13 protein-coding genes are annotated in these 16,437 nt (G+C 59.0%); 10 read left to right on the forward strand and 3 right to left on the reverse strand.

Going from position 1 to position 16,437, the window contains the following annotated elements; genetic code table 11:
- The first annotated feature begins 87 nt into the window (after positions 1-87).
- The 6 genes from AU074_RS24020 to AU074_RS24045 all read left to right on the forward strand — a co-directional run bounded on the left by AU074_RS24020 (position 88) and on the right by AU074_RS24045 (position 9,403).
- Entirely contained in the window at positions 88-714 is a 627-nt protein-coding gene (locus tag AU074_RS24020) for a response regulator transcription factor (RefSeq protein WP_076016817.1), read from the forward strand.
- Positions 714-2,885 carry an ATP-binding protein gene (locus AU074_RS24025; protein WP_076016818.1) on the forward strand — a complete coding sequence of 724 codons (2,172 nt, stop codon included), beginning with the start codon at positions 714-716 and terminating at the stop codon, positions 2,883-2,885. Before AU074_RS24020 ends, AU074_RS24025 begins: the two co-directional genes overlap by 1 nt.
- A gap of 158 nt (positions 2,886-3,043) precedes the next feature.
- Positions 3,044-4,258 (forward strand): EAL domain-containing protein, encoded by a 1,215-nt coding sequence (locus AU074_RS24030; protein ID WP_076016819.1) that lies wholly within the window; start codon positions 3,044-3,046, stop codon positions 4,256-4,258.
- 22 nt (positions 4,259-4,280) lie between these two features.
- Positions 4,281-4,703 (forward strand): hypothetical protein, encoded by a 423-nt coding sequence (locus AU074_RS24035; protein WP_076016820.1) that lies wholly within the window; start codon positions 4,281-4,283, stop codon positions 4,701-4,703.
- A gap of 318 nt (positions 4,704-5,021) precedes the next feature.
- Positions 5,022-7,952 (forward strand): ESPR-type extended signal peptide-containing protein, encoded by a 2,931-nt coding sequence (locus tag AU074_RS24040; RefSeq protein WP_076016821.1) that lies wholly within the window; start codon positions 5,022-5,024, stop codon positions 7,950-7,952.
- Between the two features lie 119 nt (positions 7,953-8,071).
- On the forward strand, positions 8,072-9,403 hold the full coding sequence (locus tag AU074_RS24045) for an LLM class flavin-dependent oxidoreductase (protein WP_076016822.1): 1,332 nt from the start codon (positions 8,072-8,074) through the stop codon (positions 9,401-9,403).
- Positions 9,404-9,642: 239 nt separating this feature from the next.
- On the opposite strand, the gene AU074_RS34205 is transcribed toward AU074_RS24045, so the two are convergent.
- Genes AU074_RS34205 through AU074_RS34210 form a run of 3 tightly spaced genes read right to left on the reverse strand, consistent with a single transcriptional unit; the run spans position 9,643 to position 11,026 of the window.
- Positions 9,643-10,164: a hypothetical protein gene (locus AU074_RS34205; RefSeq protein ID WP_173860406.1), complete on the reverse strand. Its 522-nt coding sequence runs from the start codon at positions 10,162-10,164 to the stop codon at positions 9,643-9,645.
- Positions 10,165-10,224: 60 nt separating this feature from the next.
- Entirely contained in the window at positions 10,225-10,863 is a 639-nt protein-coding gene (locus AU074_RS24055; RefSeq protein WP_076016824.1) for a helix-turn-helix domain-containing protein, read from the reverse strand.
- Positions 10,864-10,867: 4 nt separating this feature from the next.
- Positions 10,868-11,026: a hypothetical protein gene (locus tag AU074_RS34210; RefSeq protein WP_167410161.1), complete on the reverse strand. Its 159-nt coding sequence runs from the start codon at positions 11,024-11,026 to the stop codon at positions 10,868-10,870.
- Between the two features lie 216 nt (positions 11,027-11,242).
- Between AU074_RS34210 and AU074_RS24065 the strand changes: the two genes are divergently transcribed.
- The 4 genes from AU074_RS24065 (at position 11,243) to AU074_RS24080 (ending at position 16,434) form a co-directional block, all read left to right on the forward strand.
- On the forward strand, positions 11,243-13,390 hold the full coding sequence (locus AU074_RS24065) for a TonB-dependent receptor domain-containing protein (RefSeq protein ID WP_076016826.1): 2,148 nt from the start codon (positions 11,243-11,245) through the stop codon (positions 13,388-13,390).
- 453 nt (positions 13,391-13,843) lie between these two features.
- A complete protein-coding gene (locus tag AU074_RS24070) occupies positions 13,844-14,689 on the forward strand; it encodes a DNA/RNA non-specific endonuclease (RefSeq protein ID WP_076016827.1) in 846 nt (281 codons plus the stop codon).
- A 258-nt stretch (positions 14,690-14,947) separates the two neighbouring features.
- Positions 14,948-15,493, forward strand: coding sequence for a sigma-70 family RNA polymerase sigma factor (locus AU074_RS24075; RefSeq protein WP_076016828.1), 546 nt, complete (start codon positions 14,948-14,950; stop codon positions 15,491-15,493).
- A complete protein-coding gene (locus AU074_RS24080; RefSeq protein ID WP_076016829.1) occupies positions 15,490-16,434 on the forward strand; it encodes a FecR family protein in 945 nt (314 codons plus the stop codon). Before AU074_RS24075 ends, AU074_RS24080 begins: the two co-directional genes overlap by 4 nt.
- The last annotated feature ends 3 nt before the right edge of the window (positions 16,435-16,437 follow it).

Consider the following 16,437-nt stretch of genomic DNA (forward strand, 5'->3'; position numbering starts at 1 on the left):
AACTAAGCTTCTTGCAGTATTGCGGTCGCTTACAGTTCCACCCGCTTCGACGTTGTCGCCCTGGCAATCTGGATGAGTGAGGTAGTTATGCGCAAAGCGTTGGTCGTGGATGATCATCCCGTCGTTCGTGCAACCGTGAAAATGGTATTGCAGCACGAGAATTTTGAACTGATCGTCGAAGCTGGCGATGGCGCAGATGCGGTGCAGCAGGCGCGCCAATTACAGCCAGATCTAGTTGTACTGGATATCTCGATGCCCAAGCTTGATGGCCTTGAGGCCATACGGCGTATTGTCGACCTCAACATAGGGGCGCGAATTCTGGTGCTGACGTCGCTGGAGCCTGCGCTTTACCTCAAACGTTGCATGGTGGCCGGTGCGGCGGGATTCATCTCGAAAATCGATGACCTGGACGATATGCACCGCGCCGTCAAAGTCCTGATGTCCGGCTATACCCACTTCCCCAATCTGAACATCGGCTCGGTGCGGCGCAGCGATAACGAAATGAATGAAAACCGGGTGATCGACAGCCTGTCGGACCGCGAGTTGGTGATTTTAAAACACCTGTCCCAGGGCCGCAGTAACAAGGAAATCGGTGATGTGATGCTGCTCAGCAACAAGACCATCAGCACCTATAAAACCCGTCTGTTGGAGCGCTTTCAAGTCACCTCGGTTGTGTCCCTGGCGGAAGTGGCCAAACGCAACAGTATTATCTGATGAGAATCCTCAGCGTTTTCCTGGCTGCAGTGCTGTTGGCCGGTTTGCCCTTGGGCGTGCGGGCCGAAAGCGTGACGGTGGCCCCGGATAAGCCGGCGGTGACCAGCCACGACGAATTTGACTTTGACCTGAAAGTACACACGGGGACCAACGCGACGTTTTATTGGGCGGTGGCGCTCACAAGCGTGGTGTCGATTGCCTGCTGGCAGGGCGCGATAGTGCTATGGCGACGCGGCAGGCGTGACGGTGGGCGAGCGCTGGCAGCGCAAGTGGCGTCAATGCGGGCGATGCTCGACCAGACGCCGCAGCCTGTTTTCGTGAGAGACGCTGCCGGGCGTCTGGTCGCCTGCAATGACAGTTACCTGGAGTTCCTGTCCACCGACCTTGAGCACCTGCTCGGCAAGACGATAACTGAAGGCACCTTCATGGCCCCGGAGGAGGCCCGGCAATATCACGAGTTTTATCTCAAAGTGATGCGTAATCGCTTGCCTGAAATTGGCGGCGGCATCCTGGTGGCGCCCTTTGGCAAAACCGTGGCTATTTTTCATTGGATATTTCCCTGTTTCGATCAGCGAGGGAATGCAATCGGGGTGATGGCGGGCTGGATTGATGTCAGTGATCGCCAGCAACTGGTGGACCAGCTCAAAGCCTCGCAAAAGGAAGCTGAGGACGCCAATAAGGCCAAGACTACGTTCCTCGCGACCATGAGCCACGAAATCCGTACCCCCATGAACGCCGTGCTGGGCATGCTTGAAATGGCGTCCAAACGAGCCGAGCAGGGGATTGTCGACCGGGTTTCGCTCGATGTGGCATCCAGTGCGGCCAACGGCCTGGTGGACTTGATCGGCGACATTCTGGATATCGTACGTATTGAGTCCGGGCAACTGAGCTTGACGCCAGGCAGGGCGAACCTGCTGGACTTGTCGCGGTCTGTCGCACGTATCTTCGACGGTGTGGCTCAGCAAAAGCTGCTGGATTTGAGAGTCGAACTCGACCCTCGGGCCGATTGCGATGTGTGGGTTGATTCGTTGCGCCTCAAGCAGATAATTTCCAACCTGTTGAGCAATGCGATCAAGTTCACTGTCAGGGGTGAAGTCCGCTTTTCCTTGCGTTGTGTCGCTGTCGCGGACGGCAAGGAACTGGACCTGATTTTCAACGTAATGGACACCGGAATCGGCATCTCCCAAGACGACCAGGCACGACTGTTCAGCCCCTTCAGCCAGGTCGGCAGCCCGGCTGACTCGATGCGTACCGGTTCGGGCCTGGGCCTGACCATTACCCGTACGTTGTGCGAGATGATGAACGGGCAATTGTCGCTGACCAGCAGCCTGGGTTGCGGCACCGATGTGTCAGTGGCCCTCAGGCTGCCGGTGCTGGAACCCATCACGCAGGCAACGAGGCCGCTCGTGGAACCGGTGCTCCCCGCCAAGCGCTTGCGTGTGTTGGTGGTCGATGATTACCCGGCCAACCGGGTGTTGTTGTCTCAGCAACTGACCTACCTGGGGCACGACGTCAGCGACTCCGAAGACGGTGCCCATGGGCTGAGGGCTTGGCGCAAGGGGGGCTTTGACGTGGTGATCTCGGACTGCCATATGCCGATTATGAACGGCTACGATCTGGCCGGCGCTATTCGAGCCGAAGAAGCACGTCTAAAGGTGTCCAGTTGCTTGATTATCGGACTGACGGCCAATGCACTTCCGGGAGAGAAAGAACGCTGCCTGGATGCCGGAATGGACGATTGCCTGTTCAAGCCGATCAGCTTGCGCGACCTGAGTGAGCGACTCGCGCTGGCTGAACCCAGCCTATCGGGTGATAGCCAGGCGGCGATGATCGGTCAAGCCCGCACGATGGACCTCACCACCTTGCAACAGCTGGCAAGAGGTGACGAGAACGCTATCAGTACGCTGGTGAAGGACTTGGCGGACAGCCTGGATACCGACCTGGAGCGCCTGGTGGAGTGTTACACGGAAGGCGACCTCAAGAGCCTTGCCGAACTGGCTCACCGGGTTAAGGGCGGTGGGCGGATTGTGGGTGGGCAAAACGTGATTATCCACTGCACCCGGCTTGAAGCGGCCTGTCTGATTGATGAGCCTGTTCAACTGAAGGTCGCTGTAACAGCGCTCACCGAAGCGATGGCGACATTGAGTACGGAACTCAAGGAATTAGGCTGACCGGTGCCCGTGATGCGTGTGCTGAGGAAATTTCCGCGTGCTGCAGGAAATTTCCCAAGGACTGATGGAATTTTCCAATTCAGACTAGGAGTGTTCCTAAATACATGGGCGGTGTGTGTCGCAATAATTCGCACATACCCATTTCATGTGTGATTGCCATGTCCTTTCTACCGATTCGCGTTCTGGTCATCGAGGAGCACCCCTTCAAACGGCTTGTTGCCACTCAGGTTTTCCGGGAGGCGGGGTGTGACGGCGTGATGGCTGTCGCCGACGTGGGCGCAGCGTTGGAGTTGCTTGACCGCACAGGCCCGGTCGACATTGCGCTGTGCTCCTTGAAGGAGGGGTGTACGCAGGGGCTGACCACCATCGAGGTGCTCAGTCGTGCCAATTGGATCAAATCCATCATCATTTGCAGTGTGCATGCAGCGGACCTGCATGACGCCATCGACCGAATGGTCGGCCTGTTCGGCATCAAGGTGCTGGGGTATGTCGACTCCCCGGTACGTGCCGGCGCAATTGCGCCGATGCTTAGCCGATACCTGGAAACCGCAGGCGTGCATAAGCGCCAACCATCCGATGGCGGCAGTTATCTGCTGTCGAGCAAAGCGTGCCTGGAACAGGCCATTGCCAGTCATGAGGTCAAGGCGTTCTTTCAGCCGAAGTTCAACCTGATCACCGGTGAAGTCGCCAGCTTTGAAGTACTGACGCGCTGGGAGCACCCAGAGTACGGATTGTTATACCCGGCCGATTTTTTGCCACTGTTAAGCCGCTTTGAGTTGATGGACGAGTTGTTCTTCGCCCAGTTGGAGCAAGGGTTGGCGTTCCTGCATGACGCACAGGTGCAAGGGCATGTGCTGTCGCTGGCCTTCAACCTTGAGTCTGAACAGTTTGGTCACGGTTCCTTGCTGCCTCGCCTGTGCGAGATGCTTGAGCGCTACGCCATTCCGGCATCGCGCCTGACCTTTGAAATCACCGAGAGTGGCTTGCTGGAAGTTTCGCCCGGGGTGCTCGAAAGCTTAATTCGCCTGCGCATGATGGGCGCGGGGTTGTCCATTGATGACTTCGGTGTGGGCTACTCCTCCCTGGAGCGTCTGTGCCAATTGCCGTTCACCGAAATCAAACTCGATGCCGGTTTCACCCGTGACCTTGAAACCAGTTCCCGCAACCGTGCGGTGATCAGCAGCACCCTGGCGCTGGGCGAGGCGCTGAACATGCAGGTGGTGGTAGAGGGCGTCGAGAGCGAGAGTCAGCGCCTGAGCCTGATCAAATTGGGGTGCATCCACGCCCAAGGGTATCTGTGCGCGCGGCCCATGAGTGCGCGACGTGTGCTGCTGTGGCTGGAAATGAAGCTGGCGTCACGCAGCAATATTTAACATCCCAAGGCAGGGCGCCTCCATGATAAACCCACGATTGCGCATTGTGCTGGTCGACACCGATCACTCCCGTCGCTTGAGTATTGAAAAGAACCTCGGCCATTTGGGGTATTACAGAGTTGTTCCGGTTTCTTCCCTGCACGAGTTGATAGCGCTGATGGACAACGCTGTCGATGTATTTGATCTTCTGGTTATTAATGAAGATGTCCTGAGCGTGGCGGGAATAAGGCTCGAAAACCTCCTGCGTGAATATTCATGTATCAGGCATTCGCTTATTTATAAAAGTACCGAACTTCATGTTTTTTCGGGTACCCAGGCGATATTTCCGTCATCTCGTTTTTTTGCTTCTGGGGTTCCGGATCAGCCTGTCCTGGCGCAGGTCATGAACAGGCTCGAAGTACCTGCAGGAAGTGACTTTTATAATTCCCTGCCGGCGACAACTTAACTTTCGTCTGGTTGTTCGCTTCATAAAAATTTCCAAAAAATAGCGCCATGCAGGTAACTGCGTGGCGTTTTTGCGTGGCCGGCTTTCGGGTTTTAACCACTTTAAGTGGCGAGGAATAAAGGAAGATGTTTCGGAAATTTCCTTACCTGTGAGGGAGATTTCTTGGTGTTTGCAGGAGTGTTCATTTTGTCAGACGTCTACACGGATATCACAATTATTTCAACGCGAGGTACCCGCCTATTCGCTGCTATTTAGCGTTATTGGGGACTTCTTATTGGTGATTTTTTAATAGTTAAAGCAACGTTGAGGTTGATAAGTATGAACCGCGCCTATCGCGTGATATGGAATGACTCGAGCAAAACGTGGATTGCCGTATCGGAACATGCAAAAGGGCGCGTCCGGTCTCAATCCCGCTGCGCGGTTATAACGTCGGTACTCTCTGGACTGCTGGTTTCTATTGGTGTGTTTGGCCCGCAAGCCTATGGCGCGGGCTTACAGCTGTGCAACAAGACATCCGCCCAGTCAGGGACCTCTATTGGTCCGGTTAAACAAAACACGACACTCAGTTGCGCTGGGGGGGTGACGTTTGCTCTTTCGGAAAACTATGGCGACGATGGGTCGGGGGCTTCAAACACCGACAGTACGCGCATTGTGGGGCTTCAAGGCGGTAGCTTGGCGGTGCAAGCGAGAACCACCATGGACATACTCGCCCACGGAGGCGACCTGAACATAAAAAGCCTGACCGGGCTGACATCGGTCCAGGGCGCCAACGGCGTTTCTATCAATACCGCAGGCAGCGGGCAGACGGTCATTGGCGGCAGCGGTGTGATTGACGTCAAGTCGCAGAAGATCACCGGTGTCACCGATGCGGCGCTCAATGCGACGAGTACCGAGGCTGTAGCGGGTAGGCAGCTCAATGCGACCAACACAACGGTTACTGCGGTGAAGAGCACTGCCGACAAGGCCGCTTCGGATGCGCTGGCTGCCCAGGCTCAGGCAACGACTGCACAGACCGCTGCCAACGCGGCGCAGGCTACTGCGAATCAAGCGAAAACCGATGCAGGCACTGCGTTGACTACTGCGAATCAAGCGAAAACCGATGCAGGCACTGCGCTGACTGCCGCGAATCAAGCGAAAACCGATTCTGCCAGTGCCGCAGCTACTGCCAGCGATGCCAAATCCGATGCGGCTAGCGCGAAAACTGACGCAGGCACAGCCCTGGCTGCCGCGAATCAAGCAAAAACTGATTCCGCCAGTGCCGTCACTACTGCCAGCGATGCCAAATCTGATGCGGCTAGCGCGAAAGCCGATGCAGGTACTGCACTGACTGCCGCGAATCAAGCGAAAACCGATTCTGCCAGTGCCGTCGCTACTGCCAGCGATGCCAAATCCGATGCGGCTAGCGCGAAAACTGACGCAGGCACAGCCCTGGCTGCCGCGAATCAAGCAAAAACTGATTCCGCCAGTGCCGTCACTACTGCCAGCGATGCCAAATCCGATGCGGCTAGCGCGAAAACTGATGCAGGCACTGCGCTGACTGCCGCGAATCAAGCGAAAACCGATTCTGCCAGTGCCGTCGCTACTGCCAGCGATGCCAAATCCGATGCGGCTAGCGCGAAAACTGACGCAGGCACTGCACTGACCACCGCGAGTCAAGCAAAAACCGATTCCGCCAGTGCCGTCACTACTGCCAGCGATGCCAAATCCGACGCGGCTAGCGCGAAAACTGATGCAGGCACAGCCCTGGCTGCCGCGAATCAAGCAAAAACTGATTCCGCGAGTGCAATCACCACTGCCAGCGATGCCAAATCCGATGCAGCTAGCGCGAAAGCCGACGCAGGCGCTGCGCTGACTGCCGCGAATCAAGCTAAAACTGATTCCGCGAGTGCAATCACCACTGCCAGCGACGCCAAATCCGATGCAGCTATCGCGAAAGCCGATGCAGGCACTGCACTGACCACCGCGAATCAAGCAAAAACCGATTCCGCCAGTGCCGTCACCACTGCCAACGATGCCAAATCCGATGCAGCTAGCGCGAAAGCCGACGCAGGCGCTGCGCTGACCACCGCGAATCAAGCAAAAACCGATTCCGCCAGTGCCGTCACGACTGCCAGCGGTGCCAAATCCGATGCAGCTAGCGCGAAAGCCGATGCAGATACTGCACTGACTGCCGCGAATCAAGCAAAAACTGATTCCGCGAGTGCAATCACCACTGCCAGCGATGCCAAATCCGATGCGGCTAGCGCGAAAACTGATGCAGGCACTGCGCTGACTGCCGCGAATCAAGCGAAAACCGATTCCGCCAGCGCCATCACCACTGCCAACGATGCCAAATCCGACGTCGCAAAAAATACCACCGCCGTCGCCAACCTTGCGCAGCAGGTCGGTAGCGGTGAGGTGGGCCTGGTTAAACAGGACGGGCAAGACGGTACGATTACTGTCGCGAAAGACCATGGCGGGAATACCGTCAACGTTTCCGGTACGAGTGGCGGTCGTCGAGTCCAGGGTGTGGCTGCGGGTGCTATTGATGTGGCGAGCACGGATGCCGTCAACGGTGGGCAGGTTTTCGCCGTGAAGCAGCAGGTTGAGCAATTGCGGGCTGGCAGCGCGGCCACCGCGGTGGATGTTGGCGGCGACGGCGGTGACGCCGCGGTGGTAAAAAAAGGCAGCCGAGGAGTTGCCGCAGGTGCCAATTCGAAAGCTCAGGGGCAAGCGGCTGTTGCAGTCGGCGCGCAATCAAGCGCCAGCGGTGACGGCAGTGTTGCGGTGGGCAATAACGCCTCCGCATCGGCGCCGGGATCGGTAGCCATTGGGCAAAGTGCCCAGGCAAACCGTGCCAACACCGTATCGGTGGGCGCCTCGGGAGCGGAGCGCCAGATCACCCATGTCGCCCCCGCGACTCAAGGGACTGATGCCGTCAACCTCGAACAGACCCTGAGGGTTTCTCGTCAGTCGTCAGCTCAAACGCTCAAGGACGCCAATGCGTATACCGACAGCCAGATCGGTGACCTGCGCCGCGACGCCTACGCGGGCACCGCAGCGGCAATGGCGATGGCCGCGCTGCCTCAGGTCTCATCGGCGGGAAGCAGTATGGTATCGCTGTCGGGATCGACCTTTGAGGGGCAATCTGCAACGGCGATCGGGGTCTCGGGAATGTCCAGTAATGGACGCTGGATCTACAACGCCTCGGGCGCTGCCACCACTCGCGGAAATCTTGGCGCTACCGTGGGCGTTGGCTACCAGTGGTGATGGGGCAGGGCAGTCGCTGCCGCGCTGATGTGACGAACAGCATAAGCCAGATCCTTTCGTTATTAGACAGACGCCGTTCGCGCATCCGATGCTGAGCCCCTCTCGATCAGGGGCTTTCCATGACCACTCCACGCCAACTGAAACTGGGCGCGTTCATGCGCCCGGTCAGCATCCACACCGGCGCCTGGCGCTATCCCGGCGCTTACCGTGACGCCAACTTCAACTTCACGCACCTCAAGCAGTTTGCCCAAACCCTGGAGAAGGCGCGTTTTGATGCCTTCTTCATGGCCGACCACCTGGCCTTGCTTAACATGCCCATCGACGCGTTGAAGCGCAGCCACACCGCCACGTCATTCGAACCGTTCACCTTGTTGTCGGCCCTCAGCCAGGCCACCGAGCACATCGGCCTGGTGGCCACGGCCTCGACCACCTACGACGAACCGTTCCACATCTCCCGTCGCTTCGCATCCCTGGATCACTTGAGCAATGGTCGCGCCGGCTGGAACATTGTCACCACGGCCAACCCGGATGCCGCGCAGAATTTTGGCCTGGAACAGGCCTACGATCACGACGAGCGCTACGCCCGTGCGCGGGAGTTCTACGATGTGGTCACCGGGCTCTGGGACAGTTGGGCCGATGACGCGTTCATCCGCGATGCCGACAGTGGCGTGTACTTCGACCCGGACAAACTGCACACCCTCAATCATCAAGGCCGCTACCTCAACGTGCGTGGCCCGCTGCATATTGCGCGGCCGGTGCAGGGCTGGCCGGTGATCGTGCAGGCCGGTGCCTCGGAGCCCGGGCGTCAACTGGCGGCGGAAACCGCCGAGGTGATTTTTGTCGCGCCGGGCACGTTGGAGGAGGGGCGTAAATTCTATGCCGATATCAAACGCCGGATGCTGGCGGTCGGTCGGCATCCCGACCACCTGAAGATTTTGCCCGGGGCCTTTGTGGTGGTCGGCGATACGCTGGAAGACGCGCGGCGGATTCGTGCACACCTCGACAGCCTGGTGCATTACGAAAGCGCGATTGCCTCGCTGTCGATAGCGCTGGGTACCGACGCGACCAAGTTTGATCCCGACCAATACCTCCCGGCGATTCCCCAAACCAACGCCAGCCAAAGCTCCCGCGAACGAGTACTGGCGCTGGCTGACCGCGAGCAGTTGACGGTGCGCCAATTGGCCCAACGCCTTGGCGGGTATGCCGGCTTGTCGTTTGTCGGCACGGCCCACAGCATTGCCGACGAGATGCAGCAGTGGCTGGAAGAAGAGGGCAGCGATGGCTTCAACATCATGTTCCCCTGGCTGCCGGGCGGGCTCGATGATTTTGTCGCCAAGGTGGTGCCTGAGTTACAGGGGCGCGGGATCTTCCGGCGGGAGTACGAAGGCTCTACCCTGCGGGAAAACCTCGGACTGCCGCGTCCGGCAAACCGGTATTTTCACGCTGGTTAGATCGTTTATTTCCTTATGATTGGAGGCCCTTCCCCAATCGCATATCCATCACGCCGGTTCGGCACTGATAACGGAGCCGTTCGGCGTGATCGCAGCATAAAGTCTGACATCACGGAATTGTCGGCTGTCTCGCTCCGATAAACCCCCATGCAACGTCCATTTCTGCTGCTGGGCCAGCGCCTTGCGCCGTTGCGCCGCATCTCTAGAATCGGCCCCAGAACTTACTCATTTCCTGTCGATTACGGAGTTTCGAACATGATGAACGCCATGCAGATGCCAATGAACAACGCGATGCCAATGATGCCGATGATGGGCATGCCGATGATGATGGCCACCATGACCTGCACGATGACCGACGAGGGCATGATGTGCACCATGAAGCCGGCCGCCGGCATGGACATGGCGATGTTCAAGAACAACGCCGAAATGATGGCGATGATGATGAACTGCGGCATGCCGATGATGATGCAGTGCGCCAACATGTCGATGATGTGCATGTCGCAAGACGGCATGGCGATGATGAACAGCATGTCGACCATGAACATGCCGATGATGATGCCGATGGGCATGCCTATGCCGATGATGAAGTGCGTCATGGAATGCAAGATGGAAGCCGACTGCATGACCTGCAAGATGATGCCGATGCCAGGCATGAGCATGGACATGATGAACAACTGCTGCATGCTGATGATGAAGATGATGAGCGACTGCGCCATGCCGATGATGATGAGCTGCAACGGCATGCCGATGATGTGCTGCACCTGCTGATTCGTTTGGCGTGAAACCAGAAAGCCCCGGCGAGTGCCGGGGCTTTTTGCGTTTCAGTCCAGGCGCTCCGGGTAAGTGATCACCAGGAACGCCACCGCCTCACTGTCCGCCGGGTTTCGATAGCGGTGGGGCTGGTCGGCGTAGAACAGGATCGAGTCACCGGTGGACAGCAGGTAGCGTTCCTCGTTGACGCTGACTTCCAGCACGCCCTGGGCCACCACCAGGTTTTCCTGGATTCCCGGCCCGTGACCTTCAGAAACTTCTTCGCCAAGTGCCTTCAAGCGGATCTCGTAGAACTCCGACTGGCGTGCCATATCGTAGGGAAACAGTGCACGGCTGATGAAGCTGCCGTCGGCACTCACCAAGCGTTTGCTCTGTTGCGCCGGCAGCAGTTCGACCCCTTCGAACGCACGGTTTTCCAGGAAGGCCGCCACCGAGACTTTCAAGCCCTTGGCAATCTTGCACAGCACCTTGATCGACGGCACGCTGCGCCCGGATTCAATCTGCGCCAGCATCGCCCGGCTCACGCCGCAGTTGCGCGCCAGGGCGTCCAGCGACAGGTAGCGTTTACTGCGCAGGCGTTGCAGGTTCTGCGCGACGCACTGGCCGATGGCGTCATCGTCGCCGCTGTTGCAATCCTTGGGTTTGGAGGGGAGGTCGGGCACTTCGGGAAGCGCGTGCAGGAAATTCATTGCCTCACGCCCGGCGGGTATCGCTGGAGGTGGTGACGTGTGCGGTAAACACCGCGACTCCGGCGCGTGCCGCGTACATCGCCCACATCAGTTCAGCCGCTGCGCGTGCCTGGCGGCGTTTGCGGTGGAGGGTGAAATCGATGACGGTGGCGGATGTTTGCATGACGTAAATCTCTGGGGACTCAATGGCCCTACAGTAATCCGTGGCGCTTATTTCCATAAATACTGAGTTTGCATTTGGTAATTCGATTTTGGACTTAACGCCGATTGGCGCCTGTACGTCCATCAGTGGTGACCCGCCGGGCTTCACAGGCTTCCCACCACAGACCTTGTGCCGGGCCGAGTCCGTCGCAAAAACGAATTCCAAGGATTTACCCTCATGCCCCCCGCGTTTCCGTTCACCGCCCGAAAAGCCTGGCCCTTGCTGGGTTTTGGCGCCGCTCTTAGCTTCAGCCCGGTCACCCAGGCCCAAGACACGCTGCAACTGTCACCCGTCGAGGTCAGCAGCGCCGAACTCAGCGCTGATGAACTGGCCCAGGTCCAGCTCAAGAGCGTGCCCGGCGCCACCAACTACATCGACATGGGCAGCGTCGAGCAAGGGCGAGTGAGCACCAACGAGGACGTGTTCAAGTACCAGGCCGGCGTGTACGCCAAGGCCGCGAACAACGAAGGGGTGAAGCTTTCCATCCGTGGCTCGGGCATCAACCGTGGCCCCGGCGCCCACGCGTCCGGCCTGTACGAAACCTTCGACGGTCTGCCGCTGACCGGCCCGGGCGGCACGCCCTACGAACTCAAGGACCCGTTGTGGCTCAGCCGCGTTGAAGTGCTGCGCGGCGCCAATGGTTTTGACCAGGGCGCATTGGCCCTCGGTGGTGCGGTCAACTACGTCACCCACACCGGCTACGACGCCCCCAAGCTGCAAGTGCGCTACGAAGCTGGCAGCCATGGCTACGCCCAACGGGAAATCAGTTCGGGGCAGGTGCTGGGGGATGCCGACTACTACATCAGCCTCACCGATTCGCACTACGACGGCTTCCAGGACCACAGCTCCGGCAGCGGCAAAGGCATGGCTGCCAACTTTGGCTACCGCTTCAACCCTGACCTGGAAACCCGCTTCTACTTCCGCTACCGCGAAACCGACAACGATTCCCCCGGCAAGCTGACCCGTGACCAGATCAGCCATGACCCACGCGCCGCCGCCAGCCTCAACGTGGCGCGGGACTCCAAGCGCCTGCAACCGGGCTCGACCTGGATTGCCAACAAAACCACCCTGCACCTGGACGACAACGCCCGGGTCGAGGTCGGGCTGGCGTATCACGACTACCCGATGGACCTGCGCGAAGGCACCAACCGTCTCAAGGTCGCCTACACCGACGTCAGCGGCACCGTGAACTACATCCGCCAGGACACGTTGTTCGGGCGCGACAGCAAGACCACTATCGGTTTGCGCACGACTCAGGCGATGCCAAATAACGGCGGCTCGGAATTCGTACGGATCCCGACCGGCAATACCGCCATTTATGCACCCGGCACCAAGACCCGCGACTACAGCTACCTGGGTTCCGACACCGTGCTGCATATCGGCAACGACCTGGAACTGGTACCGGACCTTTGGCTGACCACCGGGCTGGCGGCGATCTACACCCGCCGTGAAACCGAAGTCAGCTATCCGCAAACCCACACGCCGGTCAGCCAGCACGATTGGGATTACGCGCCACGGGTTGGCTTGCGTTATGACTTCAGCCCGCAACTGCAGGTGTATGGCAACCTGAGCCGCTCGGTTGAGCCGCCTCATGCATGGTCGATGATCTGGGGCTCAAACAAGTACTTCCCGGCCGACAGCGGCCCGGCGAGCGGGTTGCAGCGCGAAGGCGTAAAGCTGAAAAACCAGACCGCAACCACCCTGGAAGTCGGCGGGCGCGGTGAAGAAAGGTTCGGCCAATGGGACCTGGCGCTGTACCGTTCCGAGGTGCGCCACGAACTGCTCAGCGTCGAAACCCAGGCCGCGATCTCCACCACCTCTGCAATCATCGCCGAGTCCAACGCCAGCCCCACGGTGCACCAAGGCGTGGAACTGAGCCTGATCAGCCCGCTGTGGGATGGCGGCCGCACCGGCCAGTTAGCCCTGCGCCAGGCCTACACCTACAGCGACTTCCATTACCGCAACGACGACCGCTTCGGCGACAACACCTTGCCCGGCATCCCCAAGCACTACTATCAGGCGCAGTTGCGCTACAGCCATCCGAGCGGTTTCTACACCAGCCTCAATGGCGAGCACTCGTCGCGGGTGGCGGTGGACTACGCCAATTCCTACTACGCGGCGGCCTACACGCTGCTCGGTGCGACGGTCGGGTATGACGCGCCGAAGCACGACTGGCAAGCCTGGGTCGACCTGCGCAACCTGACCAACCAGCGCTACGCCAACACGATCACGCCGGGTTATGACGACAAAGGGCTGGACGTTGCGCGGTCGACGCCGGGGGATGGCATGGGCGTTTACACCGGGGTGTCCTGGAGCTGGCGTTAAGCCGAGCAACGCCACTGTAGGAGCGAGCTTGCTCGCGAAAAACGCAAAGACACCGCGTTCATTCAGGATGCCAGCGTTATCGTTGAGGTCCTTCGCGAGCAAGCTCGCTCCTACATAAAACACAATCCACTTAACGGATAGATTTAACGTGCGTTTTTTTTGATTTTATCTCTGGTTTTTTTGTAACAATTGCGTGTATAAGATAAAGCCTGCTCAACTGAAAGATGATTTTTCATAAGCAGTTAGTTCCTTGCGCCACGGGTGCGGGCACTTAAGCGAGTACGCACATGGAATGTCGCCGTACGCGCAAAAACAGTTATCCAGCACTGCACAGTGTTCACCGGATAACTGCCAGCAATCGACTTGATAGTGGTGTTATTTCATCTGTCGGGATCAATTGCGTCCGTTTTATCCCTTTAAGCTTAATTAATCTGCTGTAAATGGAGTACTACCATGCAAAGGAAAGCACCGTTCAAATACCTGGCGTTGTTGTGGGTGCCGCTGATGGCAGGCTGTATCAGCACCCAGCCTACACAGGCACCGGAGCGCGCCGTACAGGCGCCGCTCGAGCAGGCCGTCACGGTCGATAATTGTTCCCAGGGTTGCCCCTCCGGCGGTGGGCCGCTGACATTGAATCGCCAGGCCTACACCCTCAACAACAACGCATCGACCAAGTTCGCCAACTGGGTGGCCTACCGGATCACCAAGTCCACACCGGCCAGCGGGCGCCCGCGTAATTGGCACACCGATCCGGACATTCCGGCGGGTGAAACCCTTGATCCTGTTGACTACAACGGCGCCAACGTGGCGCTGAAGGTCGATCGTGGGCACCAGGCAAACCTGGCGTCGATGGCCGGCGTCTCCGATTGGCAGACCCTCAATTACCTGTCGAACATCACCCCGCAAAAGGCTGATTTGAACCAGGGCCCGTGGGCACGCCTGGAGGATCAGGAGCGCACCCTGAGCCAGGACGCCGCAGTGGACGAGGTGTACGTGATGACCGGCCCGCTGTATGAGAAATTCATCGGCACCTTGCCGGGGACCAATAAAGTCCACACGATCCCCAGTGGCTACTGGAAGATTGTTTCTGTCGGCAAGTCGCCCCAAGACGGACTTTATGCCTCGTTCATCCTGAATCAGGAAGCGCCCAAGGGGGCTAACTTCTGTGACTATCGCGCGACGGTCGAACAGATTGAACAGCGTTCCGGGCTGACATTCTGGAGTGAGTTGCCGCAGGCGGTGCAAACTGCACTTAAATCGAAACAAGGACAACTGCCGCAGCGGATTGGCTGCAAGTAACCGCCGCACGCTAGACGCCCGTCATTAATTGTCATGCGTCCATTAAGTTGGCAGGTACGCAAGTGCCTGTCGACTATTGCTCGTTCTAACTAAATGAAGTGTTAATACGTCTGTTAAAAGGTAGTTGTTATCTACCTGCCTCCCGCTCACCACCCATCACCCATGTCGGCTTCTATCGGTGAGCCTCTTGCTCCCCCTCCGTTTTACTGTCATCGTTTGCGCAATTGGTAATCTTTCTTGTTTGAGAAATTTTTGCGCATGCATGACTTTCCTGTAGCTGAGGGTGATATAGCCCGTCGCCAGCAGACCATCGCCACCCTCTACAGCGACCACCATTCCTGGTTGCACGGTTGGCTGCGCAAGAAACTCGGCTGCTCACAACATGCCGCCGACCTGGCCCACGACGCCTTTATCCGCATTCTGCTACTGGCCGAACCCCACACCATCAAGGAACCAAGGGCTTTCCTGGCGACGACGGCCGGGCGCTTGATGATTGACGGCGCGCGTCGGCGGCGTATCGAGAAGGCCTACATGGAAGCCCTGGCGATTCAAAGCGAAGACGCCGGCATGCCGGATCCGGCGGAAATTCATGTGGCACTCCAGGCCCTGGAACGAATCGCCGAGATGCTCACCGGCTTGCCCGCCAAGGCCCGCGAAGCCTTCCTGCTCAGCCGCCTCGACGGGCTGACCTACAGCGAAATCGCCGCACACCTGCAGGTGTCCCCCAGCACCGTGAAGAACTACATCTCCAGCGCACTGGTGCACTGCTATCACACCCTGCACGGGGCGGACCCGCTGTCGTGAGTTCCGAGCAGATCATCAGTGAAGCCGCCCGCTGGCTGACGTTGTTGCACGACGATCACGTGACCGAGGCCGACCGCGCCGCATTCGATGCTTGGTGCCAGGCCGACCCACGGCATGCCGTCGCCATCGAGCGCATGCGCAGCCTGTGGGGCAGCCTCGACGCATTGCCCGCCGCCCCGGCGCGCCTTGCCCTGAACCGCGCGTTTGCCCCGCAAAAACCAAGGTTTGCCGCCCGTGGTACTCAGGCCGTCGCGCTGTTGGGTGTGTTGCTGTGCGGCTGGGCGGGAATTGAGCGGATGCCGGTGTGGATGGCCGACCAGCGCACCAGCATCGGCGAACGGCGTCAGGTGGCACTGACCGACGGCAGCCAGGTGCAGCTCAACAGCAACTCGGCCCTGGACGTGAAGTTCGACGGCCACCAACGGGTGATCGAACTGTTGCAGGGCGAGATGTGGGTCGAGGTGGCCAAGGACGCGCAACGGCCGTTCGTGGTGCATACCGACCAGGGCACGGCCACGGCGTTGGGCACGCGGTTCCTGGTGCGCAAGGCCGAGGACGGCTCGACCGTAGTCACCGTGATCGAGTCCACCGTGGCCGTCAAAGGCACCCGCGCAGGCGACGTGAAAGTGCCGGCAGGGCAGAAGTCCATACTCAAGGACGGACACGCCAGCAACCCGCAGCCCATCGGCAATGCCGACCCGGACGCTTGGACCCGCGGCCTGCTCAAGGTCGACGACCAACCCCTGAGCGAGGTGCTGCAAACCCTCGCCGGTTATCGGCACGGGCTGGTGCGCTTTGATCCGCAGGCGCTGCAAGGGATGCGCGTGTCGGGGGTGTTCAAGCTCGACGACACCGGCGCGGCCCTGGCTTCACTGGCGGATAACTTGCCGATCAAGGTGGAGTACTTCACCGATTTGGTGGTGGTTATCAAGCCCCGGTAAAAA

The sequence above is a fragment of the Pseudomonas sp. ATCC PTA-122608 genome, assembly GCF_001952855.1.
Lineage (GTDB): Bacteria > Pseudomonadota > Gammaproteobacteria > Pseudomonadales > Pseudomonadaceae > Aquipseudomonas.